This is a genomic window from Spiroplasma poulsonii (assembly GCF_009866525.1).
Taxonomy (GTDB): Bacteria; Bacillota_I; Bacilli_A; order Mycoplasmatales; family Mycoplasmataceae; genus Spiroplasma; species Spiroplasma poulsonii.
Genome location: NZ_CM020866.1, coordinates 123,553 through 150,062, shown reverse-complemented (window position 1 = coordinate 150,062; position 26,510 = coordinate 123,553). Strand labels below are relative to the sequence as shown.

26 protein-coding genes, 1 pseudogene and 1 riboswitch are annotated in these 26,510 nt (G+C 26.0%); of the genes and pseudogenes, 4 read left to right on the top strand and 23 right to left on the bottom strand.

Annotated elements, in window-relative coordinates; all coding sequences use genetic code 4:
- Positions 1-206: 206 nt before the first annotated feature.
- Positions 207-1,550: an Mbov_0401 family ICE element transposase-like protein gene (locus MSROBK_RS00765; protein ID WP_084217922.1), complete on the top strand. Its 1,344-nt coding sequence runs from the start codon at positions 207-209 to the stop codon at positions 1,548-1,550.
- Positions 1,551-1,732: 182 nt separating this feature from the next.
- Positions 1,733-3,022: pseudogene (locus MSROBK_RS00760) on the top strand (spiroplasma phage ORF1-like family protein); the annotation flags it as partial.
- 19 nt (positions 3,023-3,041) lie between these two features.
- Here MSROBK_RS00760 and MSROBK_RS11285 read toward each other — a convergent pair.
- On the bottom strand, positions 3,042-3,470 hold the full coding sequence (locus tag MSROBK_RS11285; RefSeq protein ID WP_040092571.1) for a spiroplasma phage ORF1-like family protein: 429 nt from the start codon (positions 3,468-3,470) through the stop codon (positions 3,042-3,044).
- A 70-nt stretch (positions 3,471-3,540) separates the two neighbouring features.
- Here MSROBK_RS11285 and MSROBK_RS00750 point away from each other — a divergent pair, with 70 nt between their 5' ends.
- Complete coding sequence (locus MSROBK_RS00750) at positions 3,541-4,527, top strand: IS30 family transposase (protein ID WP_040092568.1); 987 nt, start codon at positions 3,541-3,543, stop codon at positions 4,525-4,527.
- A 116-nt stretch (positions 4,528-4,643) separates the two neighbouring features.
- On the opposite strand, the gene MSROBK_RS00745 is transcribed toward MSROBK_RS00750, so the two are convergent.
- Complete coding sequence (locus MSROBK_RS00745; protein ID WP_242441466.1) at positions 4,644-5,444, bottom strand: IS3 family transposase; 801 nt, start codon at positions 5,442-5,444, stop codon at positions 4,644-4,646.
- 32 nt (positions 5,445-5,476) lie between these two features.
- Complete coding sequence (locus MSROBK_RS00740; protein WP_040092565.1) at positions 5,477-5,752, bottom strand: IS3 family transposase; 276 nt, start codon at positions 5,750-5,752, stop codon at positions 5,477-5,479.
- A gap of 106 nt (positions 5,753-5,858) precedes the next feature.
- Here MSROBK_RS00740 and MSROBK_RS00735 point away from each other — a divergent pair, with 106 nt between their 5' ends.
- A complete protein-coding gene (locus MSROBK_RS00735; protein WP_052443409.1) occupies positions 5,859-6,212 on the top strand; it encodes a S1 RNA-binding domain-containing protein in 354 nt (117 codons plus the stop codon).
- 80 nt (positions 6,213-6,292) lie between these two features.
- Here MSROBK_RS00735 and MSROBK_RS00730 read toward each other — a convergent pair whose 3' ends face one another.
- The 20 genes from MSROBK_RS00730 to MSROBK_RS00640 form a co-directional block, all read right to left on the bottom strand.
- Positions 6,293-6,535, bottom strand: a complete 243-nt coding sequence (locus MSROBK_RS00730) for a hypothetical protein (RefSeq protein WP_040092564.1) — start codon at positions 6,533-6,535, stop codon at positions 6,293-6,295.
- Between the two features lie 759 nt (positions 6,536-7,294).
- Positions 7,295-10,144 (bottom strand): hypothetical protein, encoded by a 2,850-nt coding sequence (locus MSROBK_RS00725; RefSeq protein WP_040092563.1) that lies wholly within the window; start codon positions 10,142-10,144, stop codon positions 7,295-7,297.
- A gap of 21 nt (positions 10,145-10,165) precedes the next feature.
- Positions 10,166-11,155, bottom strand: coding sequence for a hypothetical protein (locus tag MSROBK_RS00720; protein WP_227991318.1), 990 nt, complete (start codon positions 11,153-11,155; stop codon positions 10,166-10,168).
- 142 nt (positions 11,156-11,297) lie between these two features.
- Complete coding sequence (locus MSROBK_RS00715) at positions 11,298-11,648, bottom strand: hypothetical protein (RefSeq protein ID WP_040092561.1); 351 nt, start codon at positions 11,646-11,648, stop codon at positions 11,298-11,300.
- A 10-nt stretch (positions 11,649-11,658) separates the two neighbouring features.
- The gene (locus MSROBK_RS00710; protein ID WP_040092560.1) at positions 11,659-12,198 is read right to left on the bottom strand and encodes an L-threonylcarbamoyladenylate synthase; all 540 of its coding nucleotides are present in this window, start codon (positions 12,196-12,198) and stop codon (positions 11,659-11,661) included.
- Positions 12,199-12,223: 25 nt separating this feature from the next.
- Positions 12,224-13,654 (bottom strand): hypothetical protein, encoded by a 1,431-nt coding sequence (locus MSROBK_RS00705; protein ID WP_040092558.1) that lies wholly within the window; start codon positions 13,652-13,654, stop codon positions 12,224-12,226.
- A 34-nt stretch (positions 13,655-13,688) separates the two neighbouring features.
- Positions 13,689-14,546: a peptide chain release factor N(5)-glutamine methyltransferase gene (prmC, locus tag MSROBK_RS00700; RefSeq protein ID WP_040092556.1), complete on the bottom strand. Its 858-nt coding sequence runs from the start codon at positions 14,544-14,546 to the stop codon at positions 13,689-13,691.
- Positions 14,546-15,622: a peptide chain release factor 1 gene (gene prfA / locus MSROBK_RS00695; protein WP_040092554.1), complete on the bottom strand. Its 1,077-nt coding sequence runs from the start codon at positions 15,620-15,622 to the stop codon at positions 14,546-14,548. The genes prmC and prfA overlap by 1 nt, the downstream gene beginning before the upstream one ends.
- Positions 15,623-15,794: 172 nt before the next feature.
- A complete protein-coding gene (locus MSROBK_RS00690; RefSeq protein ID WP_227991316.1) occupies positions 15,795-16,043 on the bottom strand; it encodes a hypothetical protein in 249 nt (82 codons plus the stop codon).
- A 16-nt stretch (positions 16,044-16,059) separates the two neighbouring features.
- Positions 16,060-16,644: a thymidine kinase gene (locus MSROBK_RS00685; protein ID WP_040092552.1), complete on the bottom strand. Its 585-nt coding sequence runs from the start codon at positions 16,642-16,644 to the stop codon at positions 16,060-16,062.
- Complete coding sequence (locus tag MSROBK_RS00680) at positions 16,644-17,609, bottom strand: DHH family phosphoesterase (RefSeq protein ID WP_040092550.1); 966 nt, start codon at positions 17,607-17,609, stop codon at positions 16,644-16,646. The genes MSROBK_RS00685 and MSROBK_RS00680 overlap by 1 nt, the downstream gene beginning before the upstream one ends.
- A 16-nt stretch (positions 17,610-17,625) precedes the next feature.
- A complete protein-coding gene (locus MSROBK_RS00675) occupies positions 17,626-19,551 on the bottom strand; it encodes a hypothetical protein (protein WP_040092549.1) in 1,926 nt (641 codons plus the stop codon).
- 531 nt (positions 19,552-20,082) lie between these two features.
- Positions 20,083-20,481 (bottom strand): transposase, encoded by a 399-nt coding sequence (locus tag MSROBK_RS12545; RefSeq protein WP_416375024.1) that lies wholly within the window; start codon positions 20,479-20,481, stop codon positions 20,083-20,085.
- Positions 20,466-20,918, bottom strand: coding sequence for an IS5 family transposase (locus MSROBK_RS12540; protein WP_040092547.1), 453 nt, complete (start codon positions 20,916-20,918; stop codon positions 20,466-20,468). Before MSROBK_RS12540 ends, MSROBK_RS12545 begins: the two co-directional genes overlap by 16 nt.
- Before the next feature lie 26 nt (positions 20,919-20,944).
- Positions 20,945-21,577, bottom strand: coding sequence for a hypothetical protein (locus MSROBK_RS00665; RefSeq protein WP_133165039.1), 633 nt, complete (start codon positions 21,575-21,577; stop codon positions 20,945-20,947).
- Positions 21,578-21,663: 86 nt separating this feature from the next.
- The gene (locus MSROBK_RS00660) at positions 21,664-21,909 is read right to left on the bottom strand and encodes a hypothetical protein (RefSeq protein WP_040092544.1); all 246 of its coding nucleotides are present in this window, start codon (positions 21,907-21,909) and stop codon (positions 21,664-21,666) included.
- Between the two features lie 301 nt (positions 21,910-22,210).
- Positions 22,211-22,401: riboswitch (cobalamin riboswitch) on the bottom strand.
- An 80-nt stretch (positions 22,402-22,481) separates the two neighbouring features.
- A complete protein-coding gene (gene rpmE, locus MSROBK_RS00655) occupies positions 22,482-22,775 on the bottom strand; it encodes a 50S ribosomal protein L31 (protein ID WP_040092542.1) in 294 nt (97 codons plus the stop codon).
- Between the two features lie 84 nt (positions 22,776-22,859).
- Positions 22,860-23,504: a nitroreductase family protein gene (locus MSROBK_RS00650; protein ID WP_040092540.1), complete on the bottom strand. Its 645-nt coding sequence runs from the start codon at positions 23,502-23,504 to the stop codon at positions 22,860-22,862.
- A gap of 24 nt (positions 23,505-23,528) precedes the next feature.
- Positions 23,529-24,872: an FAD-dependent oxidoreductase gene (locus tag MSROBK_RS00645; protein ID WP_040092538.1), complete on the bottom strand. Its 1,344-nt coding sequence runs from the start codon at positions 24,870-24,872 to the stop codon at positions 23,529-23,531.
- 80 nt (positions 24,873-24,952) lie between these two features.
- Positions 24,953-26,488: a dicarboxylate/amino acid:cation symporter gene (locus MSROBK_RS00640; RefSeq protein ID WP_040092537.1), complete on the bottom strand. Its 1,536-nt coding sequence runs from the start codon at positions 26,486-26,488 to the stop codon at positions 24,953-24,955.
- Positions 26,489-26,510 lie beyond the last annotated feature (22 nt).

Genomic DNA, 26,510 nt, shown 5'->3' with positions numbered 1-26,510 from the left:
CAGAAGAACTTAACAGGGTTCTTTTTTTTTATTATCTATATTTTACATCAAAATAAAAAAAAGTAAATTACTTTACTTTTTTCAGTTAAATTAATTTGCTAATAATTAACACTTAAATTATAACATAATAAATAAAAAATAATATCTTTTTTTGCATTTTTATTATTTTTGTGTTAATGTGTAGAACTAAGGAAAGAGGGTAAAAAATGATGAATGTTGATAACAATTTTTTTAATAATTTTATTAATTTATTATATATACAGAGTATTGAAATTATTCAACAAAGTTCAGAAGATTATGATGAATGAATTTTTAAAAATTACAAAATTGATAAAACTTTAAAAGAATTTAAATATTATAAAGTAAAAGATAAAATTGAAAGAACATTAGTAATTTTAAATGGAAAAATAACTTTTAAAAGAAGAAGATATTATAAAATTAATCCAGAAACAGGTAAAGAAGAATATATTTTTCCTTTGGATAAACTTTTAGGAATTGAAAAATGACAAAGAATAGATAATTCTGTTAAAGAAAAAATATTATCATTTATTACTGAGAACAAAAGATATAAAGATATTTTAGATACTATGGAGCATGTAAAAATTAGTTTAATGACAGTATCTAATATTATGAAAAATGCAAAAACTGACGAAGAATATTACTTTAATAAAAGTAATAAAAAAATAGATATTCCACACACTTTATATATTCAAATGGATGGGACTTATTTGAAAATGTTAGATTCAACAAAGCAAGGAAGAAAAAAGATAAAAAAACATACGATAGCATGTACTGTACATACTGGGTATGATGAAGAAAAATATACTGTAAAAAGACCTGTAATCGCAAATAAATTAGGTGTTTTTGAAATGGATAATATTCCAGATTATCTTAAAAAAGAAGCAAATTTAAAACCAGTTCTTATAAAATTATTTACTTTAATTGAAACTCATTTCAAATTGACACCTAATATTGAAATTATGATTTTAGGTGATGGTGCATTATGGATTAAAAATACTAAAAATTTTATGCGTCAATATTTTCCTAAAAATAAAATTCACTATACAATAGATAAATTTCATCTTACAAGTAGATTTAAAAAACTATATCCACATCAAAGTAAAAACAAAGAAAATAGAGAAATATATCATAAAGCAGTTGATAATTTTTATAATGGTAAATATGAGGGATTATTACAGTGTTTAGAAGATAGTAAATCTTTTATAAGCGATGCTAAATTAATTTTTTTGAATAAAACTATTAGATTAATTAAAAATAATAAAGAAGGAATTGAAAACCAAACACTATGGAATAATATTGGTTGTGATATTGAAGGTGATATTTCTCATTATTGAAAAGGCACTATAATTAAAAAAGCTATTTATAGTGAAAAAACTATTAGAAATAAATTAAATGCTAGTATGATGGGATTAAAAAATAAAATTAATTTATTTAATACTAATGAACAATTGTTAGAAGAAAATAAATTTAATTATTCAGTTAATAATTTTGTAAATAATAATTTACAAAAAAACTTATATTTTTATTAGTTTTATCTAAGAAATTAAATAACTTTAATAAAAATGTATTTTTTTTGTGGAAAAATTTAAAAAAATAGAAAAATATATTGACAATAAAATTAAAAGTAATACAATCTAAATAAGTAAGTGGTATATTATTCCACAATTTCTAAGATATTAATTTAAGACCCCAAAATAATTTATACGACCGTAGTCAAAGAATAATATTTGATTTTAAAATTATTAATAATATGGAAAAATTAGATTGAAAACCTGATGTTATTTTAACTAGAAAATCAATTTATCGGATGATTTTAACAATTGATGAAAATAAAAATATTGTTGCAGGTAGTTTAGAATTAACACATTTTAAACAATATTGGGATGGTAATAATGCAAATAGTTATCGGTATACTGATGATTTAGGTTTTTTATTTTCTTTCATAAAAGAAAAAGAAGATACTTTTAATTTTAGTGCTGAAACTTATAATTATTATCGAGGTAATACTCCCAATACTGGTAAAATTGTTTTTGAGCATATGAAAGGTCAAATTGATATTAATAAATTTTTAAAATCCTTTTTTGCCCATGCTTTGGTACCTGTTTTTCAAAATCGTAGTAATTTTATTGAAAGTGGATATATTGATAATTTAGAATATGATACTGTTTTAATTAACTTTTTTGGTTTAAAATTAGTTAATTTTAGAGATGTTTTAATTGATGAAACTAATACTAATAAAAGTCAATTTGAAAAGTTATTAAATAGTATGTTCACGGTTTCGCAAAACTTTTATAAAGATTATTTACGTACCATTTTTGATTTAGAAAATAATACTTATGTGCAAGGTTATAATAAAAAATATGGTTTATTAGCAAATAATGGTTTTAAAATTTACCCACGATATTTTTATTTTTCAGATAAATATAATCAGTTAGATATTAAATTATATTCAGCATTTAAAAATCGATTTTATAACACCAATTATGGTAATGTGTTTAATTATGATTTTTCAGTTGCAAATAATTATAATATTAATCAAAATGAGGGTTATGTTTTTGAAGGCGCTTTAAAAGATAAATATGGTTTAAAATACAAAAAAATTGAAGAACAAAAAATTGGTTATAATGTTTTTGAATTACAAGCGCAAAAAGAAAATGATATGTATCGTTATTATGATTTTAATTTTGGGATTTACAACTGACAAGAAATAAACAACGGTGGATTATTCCCCGATGGACAATGATGACAAGCACAATATGAAAGTTGTAGTTGATATAATTTAGCGTGTCATATAAAAAATGCCGCAATTTGAGTTGTAAATAATATTCCTGGTGTAAAACAAGTAAATGAATTAGCAAGTGGAGTTGGTAAGATTTTTCAAACAATATATAGTTTTTTTAGTCAAACATTTGAGGTATGAAAATTTAGTCCAGCATTATATAACACAATAACAAATATATTCTTATTAATTATATTTATGAAATTTGTAAGATTAATATAAAAAGGACTTGTTAGTCCTTTTATTCTTTTCAATCTGTAATTTTACCGGTATTTGTATCAATTTCAGGTGTTTGAGGTTCATTTAAACCATCTCAACAATAATATGATTTAAAAAGATATCATACACCATTAATAATATGATAAGGTACTCCACTATTATCTCAAATTGATTTATTTGAAAAATTAAATTTTATAATAGAAAAATTATCATTTTGTTTCTTTTTTACAATTCCAATATATCATTTATTATCTGGATTCCTATTTAATTTATCTAATGGGATTAACTTTCAACTACTATTTTCTGGTGGTTGTTGCGGATTATATGGTGGTTCTGGTTTATTACCTTCTCCCCCGTTTTCATTGTTATTTGGTTTTTCACAACTAATTAATGATGTTGTACTTGTTGTAGTTAATCCGATTGCTCCTAAAATACTTAGTCATTTTTTCATATACTTATCTCCTTATTTAGAATGTTATAATTACTCTATGTAAATCATAACATATTTTAGGGGGTAAAATATGAAAAAATATGAAAGATTAGATATTAATGAAAGAGTAAATTTAGAAAAATTAAAAGATAATGACTTGTTTAAAAAGAAAAATGGAACAATTAATATTCGGAAAATTGCTAAACAAATGAATAGAGATTATAAAACTATTTGGCAAGAGTTAAATGTGTTTGATAATATTAATGATTATAATGCTACAAAAGCACAAAAAATACACGATAAAAATAAAAGACAATGTCGTAAATATTCAATGTTAAATTCACAAGAATTAAGTTATTTTTCTAATGAATATAATAATTTTGGTCGTTCTCCACAAAATATTATTATGTCTTATGAATTACAATATAATGTAAAATTTGGTGTGTGTTTTAAAACAATGTATAAATATATTAGATTAGGTTATTTTAATTTATCAAAAGATAATTTGTATTTTAAAAATAAAAAACGAAAAACAAAAAATGGTGAAAAAAATGATAATCGTGGTGTATTGCTTAATATTAGAGATTATAAGCAATTTTTAAATGATTATGGTGATGATTTTAGTTTTAGTGGAATTTGAGAAATGGATACTCTTGATTGTGGTAATTTTCATTTATTAGTTTTAGTAAATAGGAAATCTAAAATAGTTTTTTATGATATTTTATTTACTAAAAAAGCAAGTATTGTTTTAATGGTTTTAATGAAAATGATTAGACAAATTGGCAGTAATAAATTTAGTTGTATTTTGACAGATAGAGGAAAAGAATTTTATAAATGAAAACCAATAGAAAAATCTTTTAAAATAAGAGTTTATTTTTGTGACCCTGGTAAACCAAAACAAAAAGCATTAGTTGAACGAATAAATAGAGATATAAGGCGATGATTTGGATCAAATGAACCTTTGATTAATATTCGTAGTAGATTAAAAAATGTTTTAAATATATTAAATACTACAATAAGACCTTGTTTAGAAAATTTTACATCAAAACAATATTTTAAAAAAATATTTGTTCATTAATTAGTTAATGTATATAATAAAAATAATAAAATTTATTAATTATTTTTGTGTTTAACAAATTATTTTCATCATTTTAATAATATAATTTGGAATGGCAAGGGTTTTTTGGACAAATTTTATGTAGAGTAAAGATTTTTATATTCAATTGGTGTTAAATAATTTAATTTGCTGTGAATTCGTACATTATTGTATCAATTAACATAGTCAAATAATTCTAATTTAAATTGTTCAATATTTTTAAATTTTCTGTTTTTAATTAATTCTGTTTTTAAAATTTTATAGGTTGATTCATAAACAGCATTATCATAAGGACAGCCTGGTTTACTATAAGATTTTGCAACATTGTTTTTAGCTAAAAGATTGTAAATGATATTGTTATTAAATTCGCTGCCTTGATCAGTATGAAATATTTTAATATTATCTAAAGAAAAACTAAGCTTTTTAAAAGTATTTTCAACTAATTTGGCATCTTTATGAGAACTAACATCATAACCAATAACTTCACGATTAAATAAATCAATTAGAAAGCACACATAATATCATTTGCTATTGATAGCAACTTGTGTTAAATCACTGACAACAACTTCATGTAGTTTATAATTATTAAATTCTTGATTTAACAAATTATGATATTTGTATATAGCGTTTTTGTTACTTTGATGTTTATATTTAAGTTTTGTATAATTGGAAATTAAGTTATATCTTTGCATTATTTTACTAATTTTTATTCGTGATAATAAAATATTTTGTTGTGCTAACATAACTTTAATTTTTCTTGTGCCATAATTTTTACGACTTTTTAAGAAAATACTGATAACAGCATTATCAATAGTATGGTTTGATTTAGGATTATTTGATTTCAATTGATAATAAAACGTTGATCTAGGAACTTTTAGTGTTTTGCATAAATTAGTAATTGCATATTTTTCTTTGTTGTTTTTAATAATTACTATTTTTTGCCTATTATCAGTGTGGCTTGCTTTAAAATATCATTTTCCATTCGTAATTGTTTAATTTCTTTTCTTAGATGAATTAGTTCATTTTCTTCTGGGCTTCGATTATCTTTTGCTTTAAATGAACCAGAATTATTGAATTCATAAATTCATTTTCAAACTGTTGATTTACCGACCTGATAGTCACTGGACAATTGTTTTGCTGTTTTACCTGTTTTATAAAGACTAACAATTTGTTGTTTAAATTCATCGGTATAATGATTCTTTGCCATAATTACACCTCCATTTATTAATTTAATTATAATCCTTACTCCACATTATTGTTGTCCAATTTATCTTAACCCATCCAATTAGATTTTAGTAAAGGAGAAAAAATATATGTATGATAAAAATAACAAAATTATTGTAAAAATAACAAATATTACTCCCTATGGTGCTTTTTGTAAAGCAGAAAGAGCTGATGGTTTAATCCATATTAGTGAAGTTTCAGATTATTTTGTTAAAGATATTAAAGATTTTTTTGATATTGGTGATGAAATTGAAGTTGATGTGCTTGATTTTAATATAGTTAGAAAACATCTTAAATTAAGTTATAAAAATTGTCACCCTGAATTATTAAAAAATGATGATAAAGAAATTCAGGAAATAAAAACAGCATTCCAAAACTTAAATAAAAAACAAAATAAAACAGACAATATTGAAAATATTAATAAAATAAATGAAAATGAATAAATTAGTAAAATACAATAAAAAAGTAAAAAATAGTTTTTATACTACTTTTTACTTTTTTATTGTATTTTATTTTTAATTTGTTATAATACTTTTAACTTTTTATGGTTTAGTTTTACAGTATACACATTTTTACCAGTATTTTTAATATCATATTTATTACGAAGATTATTATTAATTAATTCTAGTGGTAAAATAATATTTTTAACATAATTACCATAAAATACCTTTTTTAAATAATATTCTTTTTTAACATAATTTAAATCATTCATAAATACATTATTACCTTTATTTATTAAATTATCTTGAATAAAAACATTATTCATTTTTATAAACTCCTTTCAAATAAAAAAACACTAAATTACATTTAAAAGTTCCGAGCAAGGAAACTATAAATAGTTTGAAACTTTCAATATAATTAAGTGTTTATATTTGAAAGTTATTTTTATTATAAATTATCTTGTTGAAAAGTCAAATTTTAATTATTTTTTTAAAATGCTAATTAGTTAACTTTCTGTTGAGTTAGTTAATTTAATAAATTATGCATCATATAACTATGATGTACCTATATAATACCATAAGTTAATATTTGCTTTTAAAAACAAGACATTTATTTAAATAATTAAAAAGCAAAAAATGCTACTTTTTATTTAAAAAATAGCATAATTTACCGTTTTTATATATTTATAAGAAAAAAGCAAAAAATATTGCATTATTCTTAGAATTTATATATAATTAATCTGTGGTTAAAAAAATGACTTTACCAGTCAAATAAACTACTCTTCTCAGTCAGGTTTCCAAAGTGACTGATTTTTTTATTAGGTTAATTTAGTTAATATTCATATTAATACAAACATTAACAACATGATTTTGTAATTCAACTGGTAAAGTCACTAATGAAGGGAAGGTCATACATAACACCTCCATTAATGTAGATATCCTGATTATCTACTACAGTAAGTATAACAGAAAAAAATAAAATTGTCAAATTTGCTATTTTTTATGGTATAATACTTTTTCAAAAAATTATAATGGCTTGAATTACTTTAATAAAAAAATACCTTAGATTTACCTAAGGTATTTTTTTATTTACTATTTTTTTTACAGAATGGACAATTACTTTCATAAGGAATGTCTTGCTTTGTATATTTTGAAATATTATGTAAATTAAGATGGTTATAATCAACCTGCGGATTATTGTTTATCATCATTTCGTCTTGTCCTGAAGAAAGATTTTTTGCCCGATAATAACTTCCCGAACCATATGGAACATCACTAGCACTAGTTGCACCATATGTATTTGAATATCCTTTTTTATTGTATAAATTATAACGTGTTGAAGCTAAGTTAAGATCATCAATTTGTGGATAAAACTGATCAATCGGTACTACCCCATAATAATTAACATATTTTTTTGTTTCAACATCTGCAATTTTTTTTGCAAAATCAGTTGATTTTGTTTCTAATGTTTCTACTTTTAAAGTTAAACTAGTTAAATGTTCTTGTACTTCACCCAATGTTTTTGTATGAACTGATTGCAAATCAATTGAATTTTTAATTAGATCTTCTAACTTTTCAAATCGGCAATCAAAATTGTTATCACCTTCTGGTTGAAGTGCAATTGACCCCTGCTCTGGTTCTAATTTTTGTTTCACTGGGGTAGTTTCTACCACTGGTGGATCTTTTTGTTCAATTTCATATCCAATTACTTCGTAATCAAGATTTGAAAAATCCCCATTCATAATTTTATTATCTAGTTCATCCAAACTATATGATATTTCATCATCTAAAGCTGGTTTAATTTCTGATTGTGTTGATTTAATTTCCGATGGTACTGATTTAATTGGTTCACTTACAATAACATCGTCTAATAGTTCCCCATCATTATTATCATGATCATCAACTAATTCATCGTTAATATTTTCTAAGTTATTTACTAATGGTCTTTCTGATGGTGAAGCTGTCATTTTGTTTTCTTCAATTGGCGCATTAAAACTTGCTATTTTTTCAGCAGTTGCTAAAACAGATTCTGAAGGTTTATCTAAAATTGAATTATTATCAATTGCTGCCAATTCTTCTGGCATTGTTTCAACATACTCATTATTTTCAAATGTTATTATTTCAGCATCAGGGCCTTTATCTTCAATTCCGGTTGGAGATCCTTCACTATGAAGATCATCCAATCCTTCTAATTCTGCAAATGTATATCCGTGACTATCATCAATATAATTAATAGTTTCTTGGGTCTGACTATCTGATGATTGAATTTCGGATAATAATTCACCATCTAATTTATCAATATTATAATTTTTTGGAATAAAAGTAAGATCTTCTTGCGGACTATCTTGCACAATTTCTGTTGCAACAGTTGTCCCAAAAATAACCGTACCATCATCAGTACCAATATTCAAATCATTGGTAATTAAATCATCTGTTTTTGTCAAACTATCAAGAATATCATTATCTTCTTTACTACTACTTGTTTCATTTGAAATGTTGTCTAAAATATCATTATTTGAAACAATAGCATTTTCATTCAGAAAATCACTTGTTGCTTGTGAAATATCTCCAAAAATTTCAGCAATATGCATCATTTTCAAATGCTGATCAGCATCTAATTTTAATTTTGTTACTAGACTGTTTGCTTCTTTAGCAATTAAATTATAAATCTTAGCTTTCTTTTTAATTGATTTAGTTGGTGCATTAGTATTTTGAACTTCCTCTTCAATCAAGTTTTTGATATTAAGAGCTTGCTGATACATCTCATTTCATTTATTGTAAAGTTTCTTTTCTTTTTTTGTTAATACTCTTGCATCAGAAGATGAAGAATTTAATATCCCATCATTTAAAAAATCAAAATCAATTTCTTTATCTCTTGTTGGTTCTTCTTGTTCTTCATCATTTAAATTATCATTTTCTTCTAAAACTGCTGTTTTATCAACAAAAAGTTCAACATCAGCATTAACTGCATGATCAGAATTAAGATTAGTTTCTGTAATAGGAACATTAACAGTTTTACCTTCTAATGCACTTGTTTCGGGCTCAACATTTACTGTTGTTGCAACTAATGGTTCTTCCACCTTTACTGGTTCTACTGGTGTATCTTTAATAAGCTCTGTTGGCAATGGTGGTTTTGTTAAATCATTCAGCTTACTTACTTCTGAATTAGAAGGATTTGACACTACATGTGTCATATCACTAATTAAATTTGCTAATTCATTTTCATCAACATCACTCTTACCAGAATTAAATAAATTATTTAATTCATTTGATGTAAACATTGCATTTGATTTTTGGGCCGATGATTTTTTATTATCATCCGCGCTTACATAATCATTGTCTCTGAAATTTTTTCCGGTATTTTCGATCCCTGCGGTAGTCAAGCCAACTCCCATAGTTGCGTTTCCATAATACTTTCCCTCTTTATTTACCTCTCTTTCAAGTTTTTTATCTTGATGGTAAATAACAATCATATTTCGTTCTTCAACAAAATTTTGTAAAGCTTCTACATCAAATAATGACGATTCAATAAATAATAAAGCAACAAAAATGAATGCAGCAAAGATTAAAACAGCTACTTTTCCATATACTAATGAAGCAATAATTAATGTGACAAAAATCATTTTGATATATGGTCTTGCAATTCGTTTTCCTTTCTTAACACGGTTAATTTGAAATGATACTAACGTAATTGCTGCTAAAGCAACAAAGATTGATAATGCGTTAATGGTATATGCCCATGCATCACCAGTTAAACCATTTAAAATTTCTTCTTGTTTAAAAATTGATGTTTGAAAAATATCATTTATTGAATTAAAAATTATTGGAAGCGCAACTTGTTGAATCACCAAGAGATTTAATATTGCCGCAAAAATTTGAACTATTGCACCAATTATGATTAGGACTCATCCTAAGGTTACTAAAAATGTAAACATATCAACTTATCCTCCTCTAATTTACTTTCCGCCACGCATAGCTCAATAATCAAACCCAATTGTTTCATCATCTTCTTCCTCTTCAACTGGGGCAAAATTTTGCATTGGTTGGAGTGCTTCTTCTTCTACTTTTGGTGCTGCTTGTTCAACAGAATTATCGTCTTGGTCATCTCTAATAATGTAGCATTTATCAAAAACACTAATTTCATGTTTTATTAATTGTTCTGTTAAATTATTACCATAAACTTGGGTAACATAAGTCTCAATTAAAACCGGATTTAATGCAACAATAAATTTAAATTTAATAATTCCTTTAAAAATTGCATGTACTAAACTAAAAACTGTTTTAAACTTTGCATATCCAACTAAATCAATGTTGTTGAAAATTATTACAATATTATCTTTAATCTCATATGCCCGTAAAATGTCTTCGAATTCTTTCTTAATATATTCTAGCGGATCATCAAATTCTAATTCATTAATAATTACCACTGAATTTGAATCGTTAGTTTGTTCTGATAATTCATTGTTTCGTAACGTTCTTGCAAACAATTTAACACGATCTCATAAAACTTTTTTATCTTCTAAACTAACTTTTGGTAACCCTTTAATAATTCTCTTAAGTAGGAATAAGAACGGTGAAGCATATAACTCAATACGTAACAGATCAATATTAACAAGTGGCATTGAAAAAAATGAACTAACAATTTCCGACATTGAATCCTGGTGTTGATTATCAACGATTGTTAAGAAAGACTGCATCTCATTATTTTTTTCTTTAAATGTTTTTATTAAATCACGAACAATTTCATAATTTGATAATACCATACCATCAATCTTACCTAATTCTTCTTTGTTTATATTTTTTTTAATTTCATGCCCACTATTTTTAAATAAACCCACTGCCATCCCTGCATCCTCATTAACAACTTGTGTTGAATTCATTTTTTGTTCATTGCTCTTTGAATTATTTGGCTTTGTCTCTTCTGTATTTAATTTTAAATTTTTCATTCGTTCGAATGGATTGATGTACATGTTTAGCCCTCCTGCATCATTTCTCCATATTTAAATTATATCATATTTACTAAAAAAATTATAAAAAAAAATTGCAATTTAAATTGCAATTTGGTATGATATTATTCTTTTTATAAAATTAATCTTCTTCCTCTTCTTTTAAATCCGCTAGTTCTTTTTCTAAACGTTTAATTTTCTCTGCTTTCGATTCTTTATTTTTATTCTTATCCTTTTTGCGATAATCATCAAATAATTTTCTTGTCCCATCTTTAATGTTTTCTCGATTCATAAATAAAAAATGGCCCATGAAATAACCCGTTACTCAAATTCCTAACAATAAAACACTCATTAAAAAGACAACGGTATATGCTTTTTGATCAATAACAAACATCACTGTAAAAGCAATCGTTAAAATAATTAAAATAATTAAAATAACAAGATTAACAATTTTATATCATGATCATTTTTTGGTTTTATTTTTTTCTACCATTGTTTACCTCTTATCTAATAAATTCTTTTGTTAAAGAATTATAAATTTTTGAAGGACGATTATCTAAATATCCATCATTAACAATAATATCAACATCAAATTTTTTTAGCTCATTAAATTCTTTTGCATAATTTTGGCCGCTAATATTAACACTTGTCCCATAAATTGGTCCCACTTTTTTAATAATTTTTTGCAATCATTTTGACTTCGTAATTCGAAGCCCAATTGTATTATCACTAGTGATATTATACCGACTATTAATATCACTTTTTATGTTACCTATTATAGTAATAGTTTCATTTTTTTTAAAAAGTTTTATATCTTCATGTGTTAAATCAATAAATTTTTTTGCCATTTGAATCGAACTAACAATTACTGATAAATACATTCTTTCTGAACGGCCTTTAACTTTAAAAATTCTTGCTTTTGCTGTTTGTGAACTAATAATACATGTCATACCATAAATTGTGTCGGTCGGAATAATAATAACATTCTCCGCCAAATAACCCGCAATAATTTCTTTGCGTTCTTTTACTGTATATACTTTCATTTTTTACCTAACCCCCTTCCTTATCTTATAAATTTTTAGAATTTACTCTTACTCTTACTTGTTCTTCATGATTATTATTACTTTTAATTTTTGAAATATGAGAAATGGCAATGATTGATAACACACCAATAAAAGAAGATAATAAAATTCCACTTGCAATAATTTCGCTTCCTTGTAATCAAAAATAATTTAGTTTTGTTGTTCCAAAAAGTGGTTTCATAACTGTTTCTTTAAAATGATCATTTTGGCTATTTCAATAGTTAACCGCTTGTGTCATTTGATACTGTGAAATTAAAAACATTACTAGCGATGTTCCCGTTACAATTAAAAAACTAAAATAAAAACTAATAAATCCTTTTTGGGTTAAATTTGGTTTTTTAATCATTACGAAACTAAATGTAAATAGCATTGAAATAATTAAAGAGGAAAAAATAATTGGTGCAATACTAATAAAGAACGGTGATCCTGGCATTTTACTTGTCATATTGAAATAATCAAGATTTGGTTGATCTAAAATACTACTTGTTCCAGTAATAATAACATTAATTGTTAACTCTGAATATAAATAAGAATACAAAATAAATCGATTTGCATCGGTAAAACTACTTCCTATAGTAATTGTATAAATTAGTTGCGGAATAAAAGCAATACTCGAAAAGAAAATGACTCATAATGAAATGTTAAATTCATTTGGAATTAAAAATAAACTAATAATTTTCTTAGCAACACTCTGATTAAAAGTGTCTTTTAAAACAACTAATTCCTCCTTTTTATTTAAGTTGACATTAGTATTTAATAACCATTCTAATTTAAAACCAACTTTTAGCATAATAAAAATAATAAAAATCATCTGTAAACCTGTAATTCATCAAATCACATTAATTCCAATTCATGCCAACGGATAAGGATTTTGAGTTCCTGATCCTGTTGCTAAATTAATTAATACTTCAATAATTGCATCACGATTAGGAGCTCCTGGTTTAATCATATTATTAATATTTTCAATATAGTCAGGACCAGTATACCCTCATTTTAAAGATCGACATCATTCGGTAAATAAATCATAATAATACTCTGCAAATGAAAATAGTAAACACGTAATAAAAATAAAAGAAGTAATAGTAATTGTTCCAATTAACAACATACGATTATTAAAATTAATTGTTCGTTTTTGATAGTAAATATAAAAAACAGTACTAATAATTGCACCAGCTAACGTTCCTAAAGCAATATATGGCAAACCAAAAATTAAAAAGCGATTTGGCAAATTAGAAGTTGTAAAAGTTTCTAACACTTCTTTCGGTGTTGTTTCAGTAAATGCAAAGAAATTCTTTAAAATATCATCATTGTGCGAAACAACAATAAAAACAAAATATGGCATCATAATAAATAAAACTACTAAAAATGCAATACTAATAATGCGAATTCTTTTGATTTTTTTAATCTTATCATCCATACTTTCACCTCACACCTGAGCTCTTATTATTTTACTACAAAATATTAACAAATAACATTCGTCATTTTTTATTTATATCTTTTCTAAAATAATATTTTTGGTTTGGGAAATATTCTTTAACTAATTTTTCTAATGCTTTTTTTTGATCATAGCCATGTTCAAAACATAAAAAACCATTTTTATTAACAATTTTTTGTCAATTCTTAAAAATATGATGATAAAAAAATAATCCATCATCATCACCAAATAGAGCGACATGCGGTTCATAATCTTTAACACGATGACTAATCTGTTGGTTGCTTGGAATATAGGGCGGGTTACATACTAAAATATCGGCTTTAATCTTATTTTTAATAAACGGTTCTAACATATCACCCTTTAATAATTGAACATTTTGACAATTTAATTGTTTAATATTTCTTTTTGCAACATTCAAGGCTAATGGTGAAATATCACTAGCATAAATTGTTAAATTTGGATTTTCTAACCCCAAGCTAATTGCAATTGCTCCACTACCGGTTCCAACATCAATTAACGTTAATGGTTTTTTACCTTCAACAAAATTATCATCAATTAAAACATTAATATTATCCACCAACTCTTCTGTTTCATAACGTGGAATAAGAACGTTGTCATCAACATAAAAATCATAACCATAAAAACTCTGTAAATTAGTAATATGTTGAATTGGTTTTCCATTTTGATATTCAACTAACTTTTGCCAATAATCATCAACCTTAAAATTAATTTTTTCATTTTGAACGGCATATAATTTAGCTAATGATATTTTCATAAAAAATGCTATCAAAGTTTTAACATCAGCAAGATAATTATCAATTTTAGACGCTTTAAGATACTCTTCTGACTTTTCAATTAATTCGTTAACTGTCATTAGTTTCCTTCCATTTTCAATCTTTGTTCTTCATTAATTAAAGCTGTAATAATTTCATCAAGATTACCTTCCATAATTTGATCTAACTTTTGTAAAGTTAAATTAATACGATGATCAGTAACTCGATTTTGTGGATAATTATATGTTCGAATCTTCTCACTACGATCACCAGTTCTGACTGCATCTTTTCGCAACGTTCCTCGTTCTTCATTAATTTTACGTTGTTGTTCTTCATACAATTTACTACGTAAATGTTGCATTGCTAATGCTTTATTATCATGTTGACTACGACCATCTTGTGATGTAACTACAACACCGGTTGGTAAATGGGTAATTCGTACCGCTGAATCGGTGGTATTAACATGCTGTCCTCCAGCCCCCGAAGCACGATATGTATCAATTTTTAAATCAACTGTTTTAATTTCAAAATCAACCTCTTCAATTTCTGGTAAAACGGCAACTGTCGCAGTTGAAGTATGAACTCGTCCTTTGCTCTCTGTCTTTGGAATTCGTTGTACCCGATGTGCACCTGATTCAAACTTCATTTTTGAATAAACACGATCACCTTTCACCATAAATGAAATTGTGGAAAACCCACCTGCTTCTGATTCATTTTCTTCAATCACTTCAATTTTTCACTTTTGTTGCTCAGCATATCTTAAATACATTCGATATAAATCACCAGCAAAAATATTTCCCTCATCACCACCAGCAGCACCGCGGATTTCAAAAATAACATTTTTTTCATCATTAGAGTCTTTTGGTAATAACATCACTTTTAACTCCGCTGTAATTTGTTCTTTTCGAATTTCTGAAGTCTTAATTTCTTCTTTAGCTAACTCAATTAATTCTTCATCTTTTTCATTTTCTAAAATTGCTTTTGCCTCATTAATATTATTTAAAACATTTTTATAAGTTAAATATAATGCAACAGTATCTTCTAATTGTGCTTGTTCTTTTGCCAAACTAGTTAATTTTTTTACATCATTAACTATTTCTGGTTTTGTTAGTTCTTCATTAATTAAATTTGACCGCTTCAACATTGCTTCTAATCGTTCAACTGTTTTTTGATTCATTCTATCCACCTCTATTTATTCAGATACCTAACAATTATTATAATATATTTTAAATTATAATGCCTAATTTAATCTATTATAATAAAAATAAATCATAATAATTAATGATTTATTTACTGATTGGCAATAATTTCTTGAAATTTTGGTAATTTTCTTAATTGATCAAGGAGGGTTAAACGATACTCACAACTCTCAAAGGTTTTTTAACGGGATGTTTAGTAATAATCTTTTGAATAATTTTAAAAACATTGCCATTAACAACAACATTATCATTTTCCTTCGCCATTAAATTTTCCATAATTGTAATTTTAGAATTAATTGGTAAATTTTCAACAAAGTGTGCTTTAAGTTTGATAACTGTTCTTGGTTTACTATTTATAATAAAATATGCTTCTGCATTTAATCCTGCTTTTGTTAACATTTTTTTCCTTTCCAACTTAATATGTTACTTCATGGCAATGTCGACAACGAGCTTCATATTTATCCTTTTCGCCAATTAAAACAATGGGATCATAATAATTAGCTGGCTTACCATTAATCAACCGTTGCGTACGATTTGCTAAATTTCCACATTTAACACAAATTGCATGCAATTTTTTGACTTCTTCTGCGCGTGTCATTAATTGCTCAACATTAAGAAATGATTCGCCACGAAAATCTTTATCTAAACCATTTACAATAACAATGATTCCTTTATCTGCTAACGAATCAGCAGCTTTAACAATATTGTTATCAAAAAACTGAACTTCATCAATTCCAACCACATTTGTTGTTAGCTCAATTCGACTTAATAATTCTGCTGAATCTTTTACTGGCATTGCTTCAACTGAATTTTGACTATGACTAACAACTTTATTCTCACTATATCGGTTGTCAATTTCTGGCTTAAAAACTTGAATTTTAAATTTAGCATAACTTAACCGTACTAAACGACGAATAAACTCTTCTGTTTTTCCAGCAAACATACAACCCGTGATTACCTCAATTCATCCCATTTGTTCTTTACTATTTAAAAAATACATTATTCACCTTCCACATATTTAACATTATTTTTAATTAAAAGACTTAAGTCAGCTAAAATTTTCTCAGTATCTTCTCACTGATAAATTCTAGCACCACTAGCTAATTCGTGGCCTCCACCATTATATTTTTGAGCAACACCATTAATAATATAAGTATTACTACGAATACTTATATTAATATAACCTTCTGCTTTGTTTTCAATTAATAACATTCAAATTTTAAATTCTTTAATATTGCTCATAATATTAACTCATGGTTTAACAGTTTCATAATCCATTTGATGTTCTTTTAACATTTTGTCTGTTATTTTAACATAACTAATTTGATCATCATAAACCATTACTTGTGATAACAAATAATTTTTAAAACACGCATTTGTTCATGATTCTTCATATAAATTGTGATAAATGTTTTGCAAATCAAAACCTTTTGCAAGTAATTGCCCTGCTAACGTCAAAGTCTCAAGAGAAGTTTTGTTATACATAAAACGATTAGAATCAGTGATAATCCCCGTAAAGATTAATCTTGCCGCTGCTGCTGAAACTTTTAATTTTGATGTTAAAACTAAATCAGCAATCATTTCACTAGCTGCAATTTTATTTGCATCAACTCATTGTAAATCTCCATATGGTGTTACATTGGGATGATGGTCAATTTTAATAATTTCTTTTGCTTCTTGTCAATATTTACTATCAATTCGTTCAACATTACCTGTATCTGTCACAATTACTAAAGCTCCACGATAATCTTCTTGTTTAACAAGATCAGGTGTTGCTAAAAAAGCCAAATACTTACTTGGTTCACCATCAACCAAAACTTTTTTAATAGGAAAATTATCCTTAATAAATTGTGCTAGTCCAAACGCTGAACCATAAGCATCACCATCTGGTGAAATATGACGCAAACAAATAATAGTATTATAATCTTTAATTTTTTGTAAAATTGTTTTTTTTAAATTTTTCATTTTAAAATTCCTCACTTTAAATGTCAATAACTAAGTTATTACTACTTTTATTATAAATTAATAACGCATGTTTATCAAAATATATTGTAGTCATTCTCTTTAAATTTAATTCTTTTTCAGGAACTAAGACTTTTAAAATCATTTTATTATCAGTTTCAAAAAAACAAACAATTGATTTCCCAATTTTTTTAATTGTTTTAACTTGGCCTTTACACATTAAATGTAAATCCTTATTAAAAAATTTTGTTTTTTCAAAGGAAATTAAATTTGGGTTAATCGCTAATCAACATTCTTTTTGGTCAACTAACTTAATTTCTTTTGGTAGCTTAATTTTAACTTTTTCATTCATGAGGATATGATCTTTTTCAAAATACTGCATTGAAAAAATATTTTCAGAACTATTGTACATTGTTTGATATAAATGCATTGTTTCGGGGAAAAACTCAGCCTGTTCTTTTGTCATTAATTTACAATTATTATTTTCATCAAAGAACAATAACTTAGTAACATAGTTTTTAATATTTTCAATGTTTCTTGTCAAAACTAAAAACGTCATTTGCGGATTATAGTTTTTTAACGTTAATAAAATATCATTTAATTCAATTGCTTCATTATGTGTTAAATTATCAAAAGTATTATGCAAAATAATCAATTCTTTATTTGTTAAAATCGCATTAATTAATCTAATCTTTGTATGATCAAAACTACTTAGATTTTTGGTAATTTTAAATCAGTTCATTTTAATATTTAAATTACTCATTAGTTCTTTTACTTGTTCAAATGCTTGATTATAAACTGTAACAATTTTTTCATTTGCCGCAGCAATCACAAGGGAATTATCTTCTTCACGTTGGATTAATTTATCATTTAATAACGCTAAATGGTACTTATGAAAATATTCAAGAACTTTTCCTTTAACAATTGTTGCTTCATCTGGCAACAAATTTGAAATTAGTTGTTCTTGTTTTTGATTATAATTAAACCACTGATCTTCTGCTAGTTTCAATCAAGTAACAACATTAATTGAATTACTTTTATGTAAAATCCCTTTAATAATATTTTTTCGTTCACTATCACGCATAACAGTATTAAGAACGTTCAGACGATATTTTTTTAAAGCTTTTCTTGCTTTAATTAGCTTATATCGTTCATAAAGAATTTCAGTTTGTAAAGTTTTTAAATACTTTTCACAAACAAGTTTAGCCCCAATAAATCCAAATTTTTTATTTTTAATCTTTCTTTTTTTGGCAATTTCATAACAATCACATAAATAATCCAATTCAGAAATATAATAAATCTTATCTCATAAGGCTTGTAAAAACGCAAGAAAACCTTCGTAAACACGAATCTCTTCTTTTTTATAAGTGTAGGTATGTAAACTTTGAATTAGAATTGAATCCTTATCATCTTCTAAAATTTTGGCAATTTCCTTTTTATGAAATTCACTAATTTGTGTTAAATATGTTTCAATTCATTCTTCCTTAATCCTAATTGAATTATGAAAATATTCATTAATGATTTTATCTGTTTTCAATATTAAATCTTTTTTATTTAAGTCATTACCTATAAAAACTAAATTTTTATAACGATATTTATTTTTAATGTATTTTAAAGAACTATCATGCAAAAATTTTGGTGTTTTTAGAATATGATAAGCTAATCGTAATTTCGTTGGCAAAAAACCTAACCGTAATGTCCCTGGTGAAACATAACCAATTTTTCGTTCCTTTGGCAGTAAAGCAGTAATGTTTTGATTATTTAAATAAATTTTCCCACTACGTGGTTTTTTCTTTCCTAATAGAAGTTTTAAAAAATATAACTGTGAAAATTTATTTTCAAAATAAGTTCCTAGAACTTCTTGACTGTTAACATCAAAGTTTAAATCAGTAAAAATATTTTTTTTATAGAGTTTATATTTTAAATTACTAATTTTTAGTCCCATTCAAACACCACTCTTCTAATCATTTTTATTATACCCAAATAAAAATAATAAAAAACACTTATTCTTAAGTTAATAATTTTATTAACCCCCATAGTGTTTTATATAAATTACATGATTTTATATCTAATTGGCATCCCCAAATTTAATCGTGGATGATAATCTAACCTCTCAATATTTAACGTAAAATTAAATGTTGTACTAATTTTTACTAAACTATTTGCAGGTTCATCTAAACTCTTAATTTGATTACCCTTTGGTGGAATAATTTTTTTAAGATTAAGTTTTTTGTTAAGACCCGGATTTTCACTAATAAAACTAGCAATAAAAGTAGCTGCTTTTTCTTGTAAATAATTTATATTTGCAACATTAGACTTCTTACATTACTTGTTAAAAAATTGCAAATATTTGTAAAAAAGATACTAATAGAAAAATATAATTTTAATTAATTATGTTTTTTATTTAAAAATTTAATATTTTTCCACAACGAAAAATTAATTTATTATTTAAATTATTTAATTTTAAATAAATATTTTATGTTAAATATAATAATTGTAAATTATAAATTGAGGCAATTAAATTAAATCTTAAACCGAATCTTTTTCTTCGATTACGATATTTTTCTGTAATAATTTTAAATTTTTTAAGAATAGCAAAAATATTTTCAATAATAATTCTCATTTTTGAAACTATTCTATTATATTGCTTTTGTTCTTTGTTTAAAGGATTTTTCTTTGTTTTCTTTGTAGGTATTAGAACATTATTGTGATTTTTTTGTATTCCTTGATAACCACTATCAACTATTAATTTGGTATTTTTTAAAATTGGGATTTTTGATTCTTTAAATAAAGCATAATCATGTTTTTTTCCGAGCGAAAAACTTGTTGCAATAATTTTTTTGGTTTCTTGTTCGATAATTACTTGTGTTTTGATCGTGTGTTTTTTCTTTTTACCAGAATAAGATTGTTTTTGTCTTTTTTTGGGCGTTGGATTAGAGTTTCGGTAGCATCAATAATAATAGTTTTATCATTAAAATAATCATTTATTAGTGCTTTTTTACCAGCAAGTTGTTGAAAATCAGAGTTTTTAATTAAAATATCTTCAATTCACTTAATATTACGATAACAATTAGCCTCACTAATATCAAAACTTTTACCAAGATGAAAATAAGTCTGATATTCTCGTCAATATAATAAAGTCATCAATAATCTATTTTCTAATGATAATTTATTAGTTTTACCACCTTTTTTAAATTTTTCTATTTCAGCAACTTTTAAAATATCTAACATTTTATTAAAAGTGGATTTTTTTATTCCTGTTAATCTTAACCATTCTCTATCATTAAGAGTATTAAATTTATTATTGTTCATATTTTTATGTCCTCATAAATTATATTTTATAATAATATTTTAATAAAAAAGGGTATCGCAAGAAGTCTATTATTTACATCATTAAAATCTAACTTACTCTTATTAATTTCAATATCATTTTGCGCAATATATGCATTATATTTTTTTAAAACAAATCGATTTAATTCATCAGTTTCATTTGGAATAATTGGAATTTTAAAAGTTATTTTTTGTTCAACATTCATATCAGTAAAACGCATTTTTCAAGCACCACTCTCTAACCATTTTTCCGCTACTTTTAAGCATTTCACAGCCAAGGTAACATTAACCATTTGATTTTCGTCAAGTGTCAATTCTTGACCACTAAGAATTGTAAAAGTTGCCGCAAATGGATATGCTAAATAAAATCGAAAATCAGGAATATTTGATACATCCTTTGCAAACCCTAATGGAGCAATTTTGCGTTGTGGCAAATTTAAAAAAAGTGTACTCAATTGATAACTTGTGGGTTTAAACAAGTATTTTTGGTTTCCCTCTTGTTTGCTAATACCGAAGGATGGATAAATATCACCTTGCATAATTGTAAAATTATTTGGTAAGGTTGGCAAATCTTCTTCACTCTTATTATTTTGACTTAAATTTTGACAACTAATTAAACTTGTTGTTGATGTTACGGTCAACGATAAAACTAGCAAATTAGCTAATATTTTTTCATAATTATAGAAACTCCTTTCTCAAAAAAGGATAAATAGGATTATTACTTAACTTAAATCTTAGTTAAGACAAAATCAAATAATTGGTCTTGTTCTCAAATGTCACGAAAAACTAAACCATCAATTCCAACTGAACAATAATTTGCTGGACTAGTACTAAACTTGTAGAATGGATGTGTGCTTGAAAAAACTGCTCAATAATTTTTATTAAAATCTGTTATTATATCATCAACTCTGATCAATAAACGGCCAAATGATGTTTCGTTAAGCCCAAAAGAATCGGAATCCGATGCTAACATATCACCTAAACTTACTAATGAATTATAAAACGTAATTGTATTGATAACTCTTCCACTTTCATTTTTTACTGTGATTTTAACACTATTAACATGATATCCATCAATACTATTTTGTGATACTTTTTCGCTGTTTGATGAAGTTAATTATTGCAATGCAACATTTGCAATAGTTGTTGTACCAACTGTTAAACTTGTTACTAACGTCAAGATATTTTTAACCATTTTTCTTCTCCTTTTGTTTTTTATATTTATATTTTTATCTTATTTACAAAATAAATTAATCCTATTTACCTAGTAGGACTCTTATTAAATTTATCAGGCCGGTCTACTGGCTTAACTTCATCCTACTAGTTAATCCTTCCCAAATATGTTATTCAGTGGTGCTCATTAACATTCGTCAGTTTTACAGTTGCTAGGACAGCTTAAGACTTGCACTTAATTCCCTTTTATCCTTTATAAACTTTTAAAGTAGTCTATTTTCATTATAACGAAAAAAACAAAATGACCTAGAATTATTATTAAAAAAACTTTTATCTTAATAAGATAAAAGTTTTCTACCATTATTCTGCTTTTTAATTATCAGATTTTGGTTTTGCTGTTTTTTTATTAAGTTCTTTTTGTACTTTTGATGCTTCTTCTGTTTGTTTTACTAATTCTTCTTTTTTATTAAATTTAGATTTAAAGCGTTCAACACGTCCTGCTGCATTAGCAAATTGCTGATTACCTGTATAGAAGGGATGGCATGAAGAACAAGTATCAACTTTTAATTCTTCCCCCTTAGTAGAACCAGTCATGCGCTCTGTTCCACAAGTTGTGCACATGATTTTAGTATCAAAATATTTTGGATGGATTCCTTCTCTTGCCATATAATTCACCTCTCTTTTAATAATATGGATGCATATTATTTACACGTAAATAATGATAACACATATTATCAATAAAAACAAAAATTATTTAATAATCTTTGCAAATTCATTAAAATCAATGCGTACCCGTGGTAAACTTGTTTTTTCATCTGTTTCATCATAATATCCTAAAGCTAAGACTAATATCGAATATAATTTATCTTGGTTAAAAAAACAATGTTCTGATAATAAATCATTACATTTTTTAACATCAAAACCCCCCATAATTGTTGACCCAATTTTTAAATCAGCAGCTTGCAGGGTAATAAAACTAGTTACAATATGTGCTTGTTCGGACACAAAGGTAAACAAATCTTTTTTTTGCGTTAAAAAAGTTTGATATTTATCAATTGTCTTTTTTAACACATCAGGTTGTGCAATATTTCGTTCTAACCGTGTTGTCAAAAATTCCGTTGAGACTAAATATTCTGGATTAATCCCAGCGATAATCATAATACAATTTGCATTCTGAACTTTTTCCTGATTCGAACCACTCATTACCTCTTCTGCAAATTTAGTTTTTAATTCTTTATTAGTAATAGTCAAAACATTAGTAACTTCTAGCCCTAATGAGCATGGTGCTAAACGCCCCGCTTCAATAATTGTTAATAAATCATTATCGTTAATAGTTTTGCTACTATCATATTTTTTAATTGTTTTTCGTCAATTAATAGCATTTTTTACTGTCATTTAATAATTTTTTCTCCTTTATTTTTAGTCTTCATTAATCTTCGTTAAAACAACATTTAACACATCAACACTTTTTGCAAATGGTGGTGAATATGGTAAATCCAAATATTCAATCTCATTAATTTTAGTTTTTGTCCAAATTAATGGGATTAAAGCATTAATTCTTAAACTAGCTTTATTATAACCAAATATTTGTGCCCCTACAATAACTTTTGTGTTTTGATCATAAATAACCTTAACGGTAACTGGTTTAGCATCGGCGACATAATGAGTATGATCAGTTCCCGTAATAACCACTTCTTTAGTATTAAAACCATTTGCAATTGCTTGCTCTTTCGTATACCCTGTTCGAGCAATTTCACTATCAAAAACTTGGATAATAGCGGTTCCAATCGCCCCTGGAAAATGATCTTTTTTCCCTGCTAAAATATTACCTAAAACCTTTCCGTTTTTTGCCGCAACAGTTGCTAATGAAATATATTGTAACCTATTATCAATCATATTTTTTGTCATAACACAATCACCAACAGCATAAACATTTTTAATATTAGTTTCAAACTGATCATTAACTAAAATCACCCCAAATTCATTCATTTTTAGCTCTGTTTCTTTTAAAAAATCAGTGCTTGGGATAACTCCAATTCCCACTAAAACTAAATCTGTTGGAATCTCTTCTTCTGATGATAATCTAATTTTTGTTACTTTATTGTTTTTAACAATAAACTCTGCTACTTTCTCATTTGTCTTAATTTTAATTCCTTTATGTTCTAAATCTGCCACTAATAATTGGACAATATCTTCATCAATTAATTTTCGTAAAACCCATTTGTCGGCTTCAATTAATGTAATATTTTTTCCTGTTAAACCAAAACTTTCACAAAATTCTAAACCAATGAAACCGCCACCAATAATGGCAACATTTTTAATTGTTGCTAAACTATCGCGAAGAACTACTGCCGATTCTAAAGTTGTTCCTGTAAAAACATTTGATGCTTCTTCTCCCGCCAAATTTAATTTGCGTGGTGTTGCTCCAACACTAATAATCAACTTATCATAAGTATCATTAAATTTTTCGTTTGTTGCAAGATTAATTCCATAAACTGTTTTTGCCTTAAAATCAACTTTTGTTACTTCACACGAAGTTTTTACAATAATTCCATTATCTTTAAATTGTTCAACAGTTCGTGCAATCATACTTTCTGGTTTATCAAAATGTTTTCCAACATAATAAGGAATTCCACAACTACCTAACGATGGATATTTTAATTTTTGATAAGCAACTATTTCAACATCATCTTTTAAAATACGTTTTAACTTACTAGCTGCTGTCATTCCAGCAGTTGACCCACCAATTACAATTACCTTCATCTTTTCCCCTTCTTTCTGTCTTCTTAGTAATATTATAACCTTTCCAATTTAAAATAAGAATAAAGGTGTTACCTTTATTCTTATTTTGACGCTTTTTCTCTCTTTCGTTTTCGCCGTAGGCGTGATCATTTGAAAAGCATAAGATCTTCGTTTTCTAAACAATTTGTTAACCGGGCAGCAATTGTTGTTGCTTGTAATCCTCCTGCAACATTTACTGCTGTTCGACCCATATCAAATAAGCCATCTAACGCTCCAATAATTGCATAAACAGGAACATATAAAGTCCCTAAACAAAGCCCCCCCAGCACTCCGGCTGTGACAACACTAGCTGTTCCTGGAACACCAGCAATTCCTAATGACGCAACAACAACAACTATTAAAGCAATAAAGAAATTAGCGGCTGTCAAATCAAATAATCCTGCTGTTACAATAAATGAAACAATAATTCCCGCTTGTACCCCAGCACAAGCAGTTAATCCCATTGTTGTTGTTAATGGTGCTGAAATACCAACTAAATTTTCTTTTACTTTTATATCATCTTTCAAGACTTCCATTGTTAAAGGTAAGGTTGCATTTGAAGATTGGGTTGTAAATCCTTGAATTACTGGCTTAATAGCAAATTTTCATCATTTAAATGGATTAATTCCTGATAATGTTAATAATAACGAATGTCAAATCAAGGCAATTACTAGACATAAGTAACCAACCCCAATTACAATTCCAATTTGTACTAAATATCCAATTGGACGCGAAACAATGGCATAAGTAACCATTGACATTACGGCATAAGGCATTAACTTAATAATAAACATTAAACATGACATAATAACTGTCCATCAACGATCAAATCCAGCACGGATTTTTTGCATATATTCGGGATGTCTTTTTGATGATTTTTTAACCGCAAGGCCAATTAATCCTGCAATAACCATCACTGGAATAATTGCTCCCAAAAAGAATGGAGCAACAAAATTTGAAGGAACATAATCTCAAATAATTTGTGGTAATGGTTTCGATGCTGCTTTATCATAACTACCACTTCCCGAAATTGTAAAACCATTGCCAATATTAAAAGCAATACCAATAAATAAGGTAATAATAAACATCACTGCAACATTTAACAATAAAATGGCAATTGTAATAATTGTTCCTTTTTTTGATGCTGCATCTTTTCCTGGTTTTGATACGGATCGTGCAATTGCTAAGAAAACAACAGGAACAGTCATTAATAAAATCGCATTTAAAAAGACCATTCTAAAGAAGTTAACTCAAATTGAAAACTCATGAACTCACAAGACATAAATATCATTTGGAATGTTCTTATTGGGGTCATTTGGATCTGGAATTATTGGATTAATCATTGAACCTGACGGATCAGCTGTGTTATATGGGAAATTATTAATTGCTTGAACAACAATTCCAATAACTAAACCAAAAGCTAGTCCTAATAAAACACGAAAAATAAAACGCATCTTTGTTTTTTTAATTCAAAATCATAATAAAAGCATAATTCCAAAGAAAATAAAAATACTAACAAATGATTGCCAAGTTGAAATTGACAAGAAGTCATGTAAAGGATTACTATTATCTGTACTATTTAATAAGTTTAAATACATTTGTCCTCCTCGCTTTCATAGA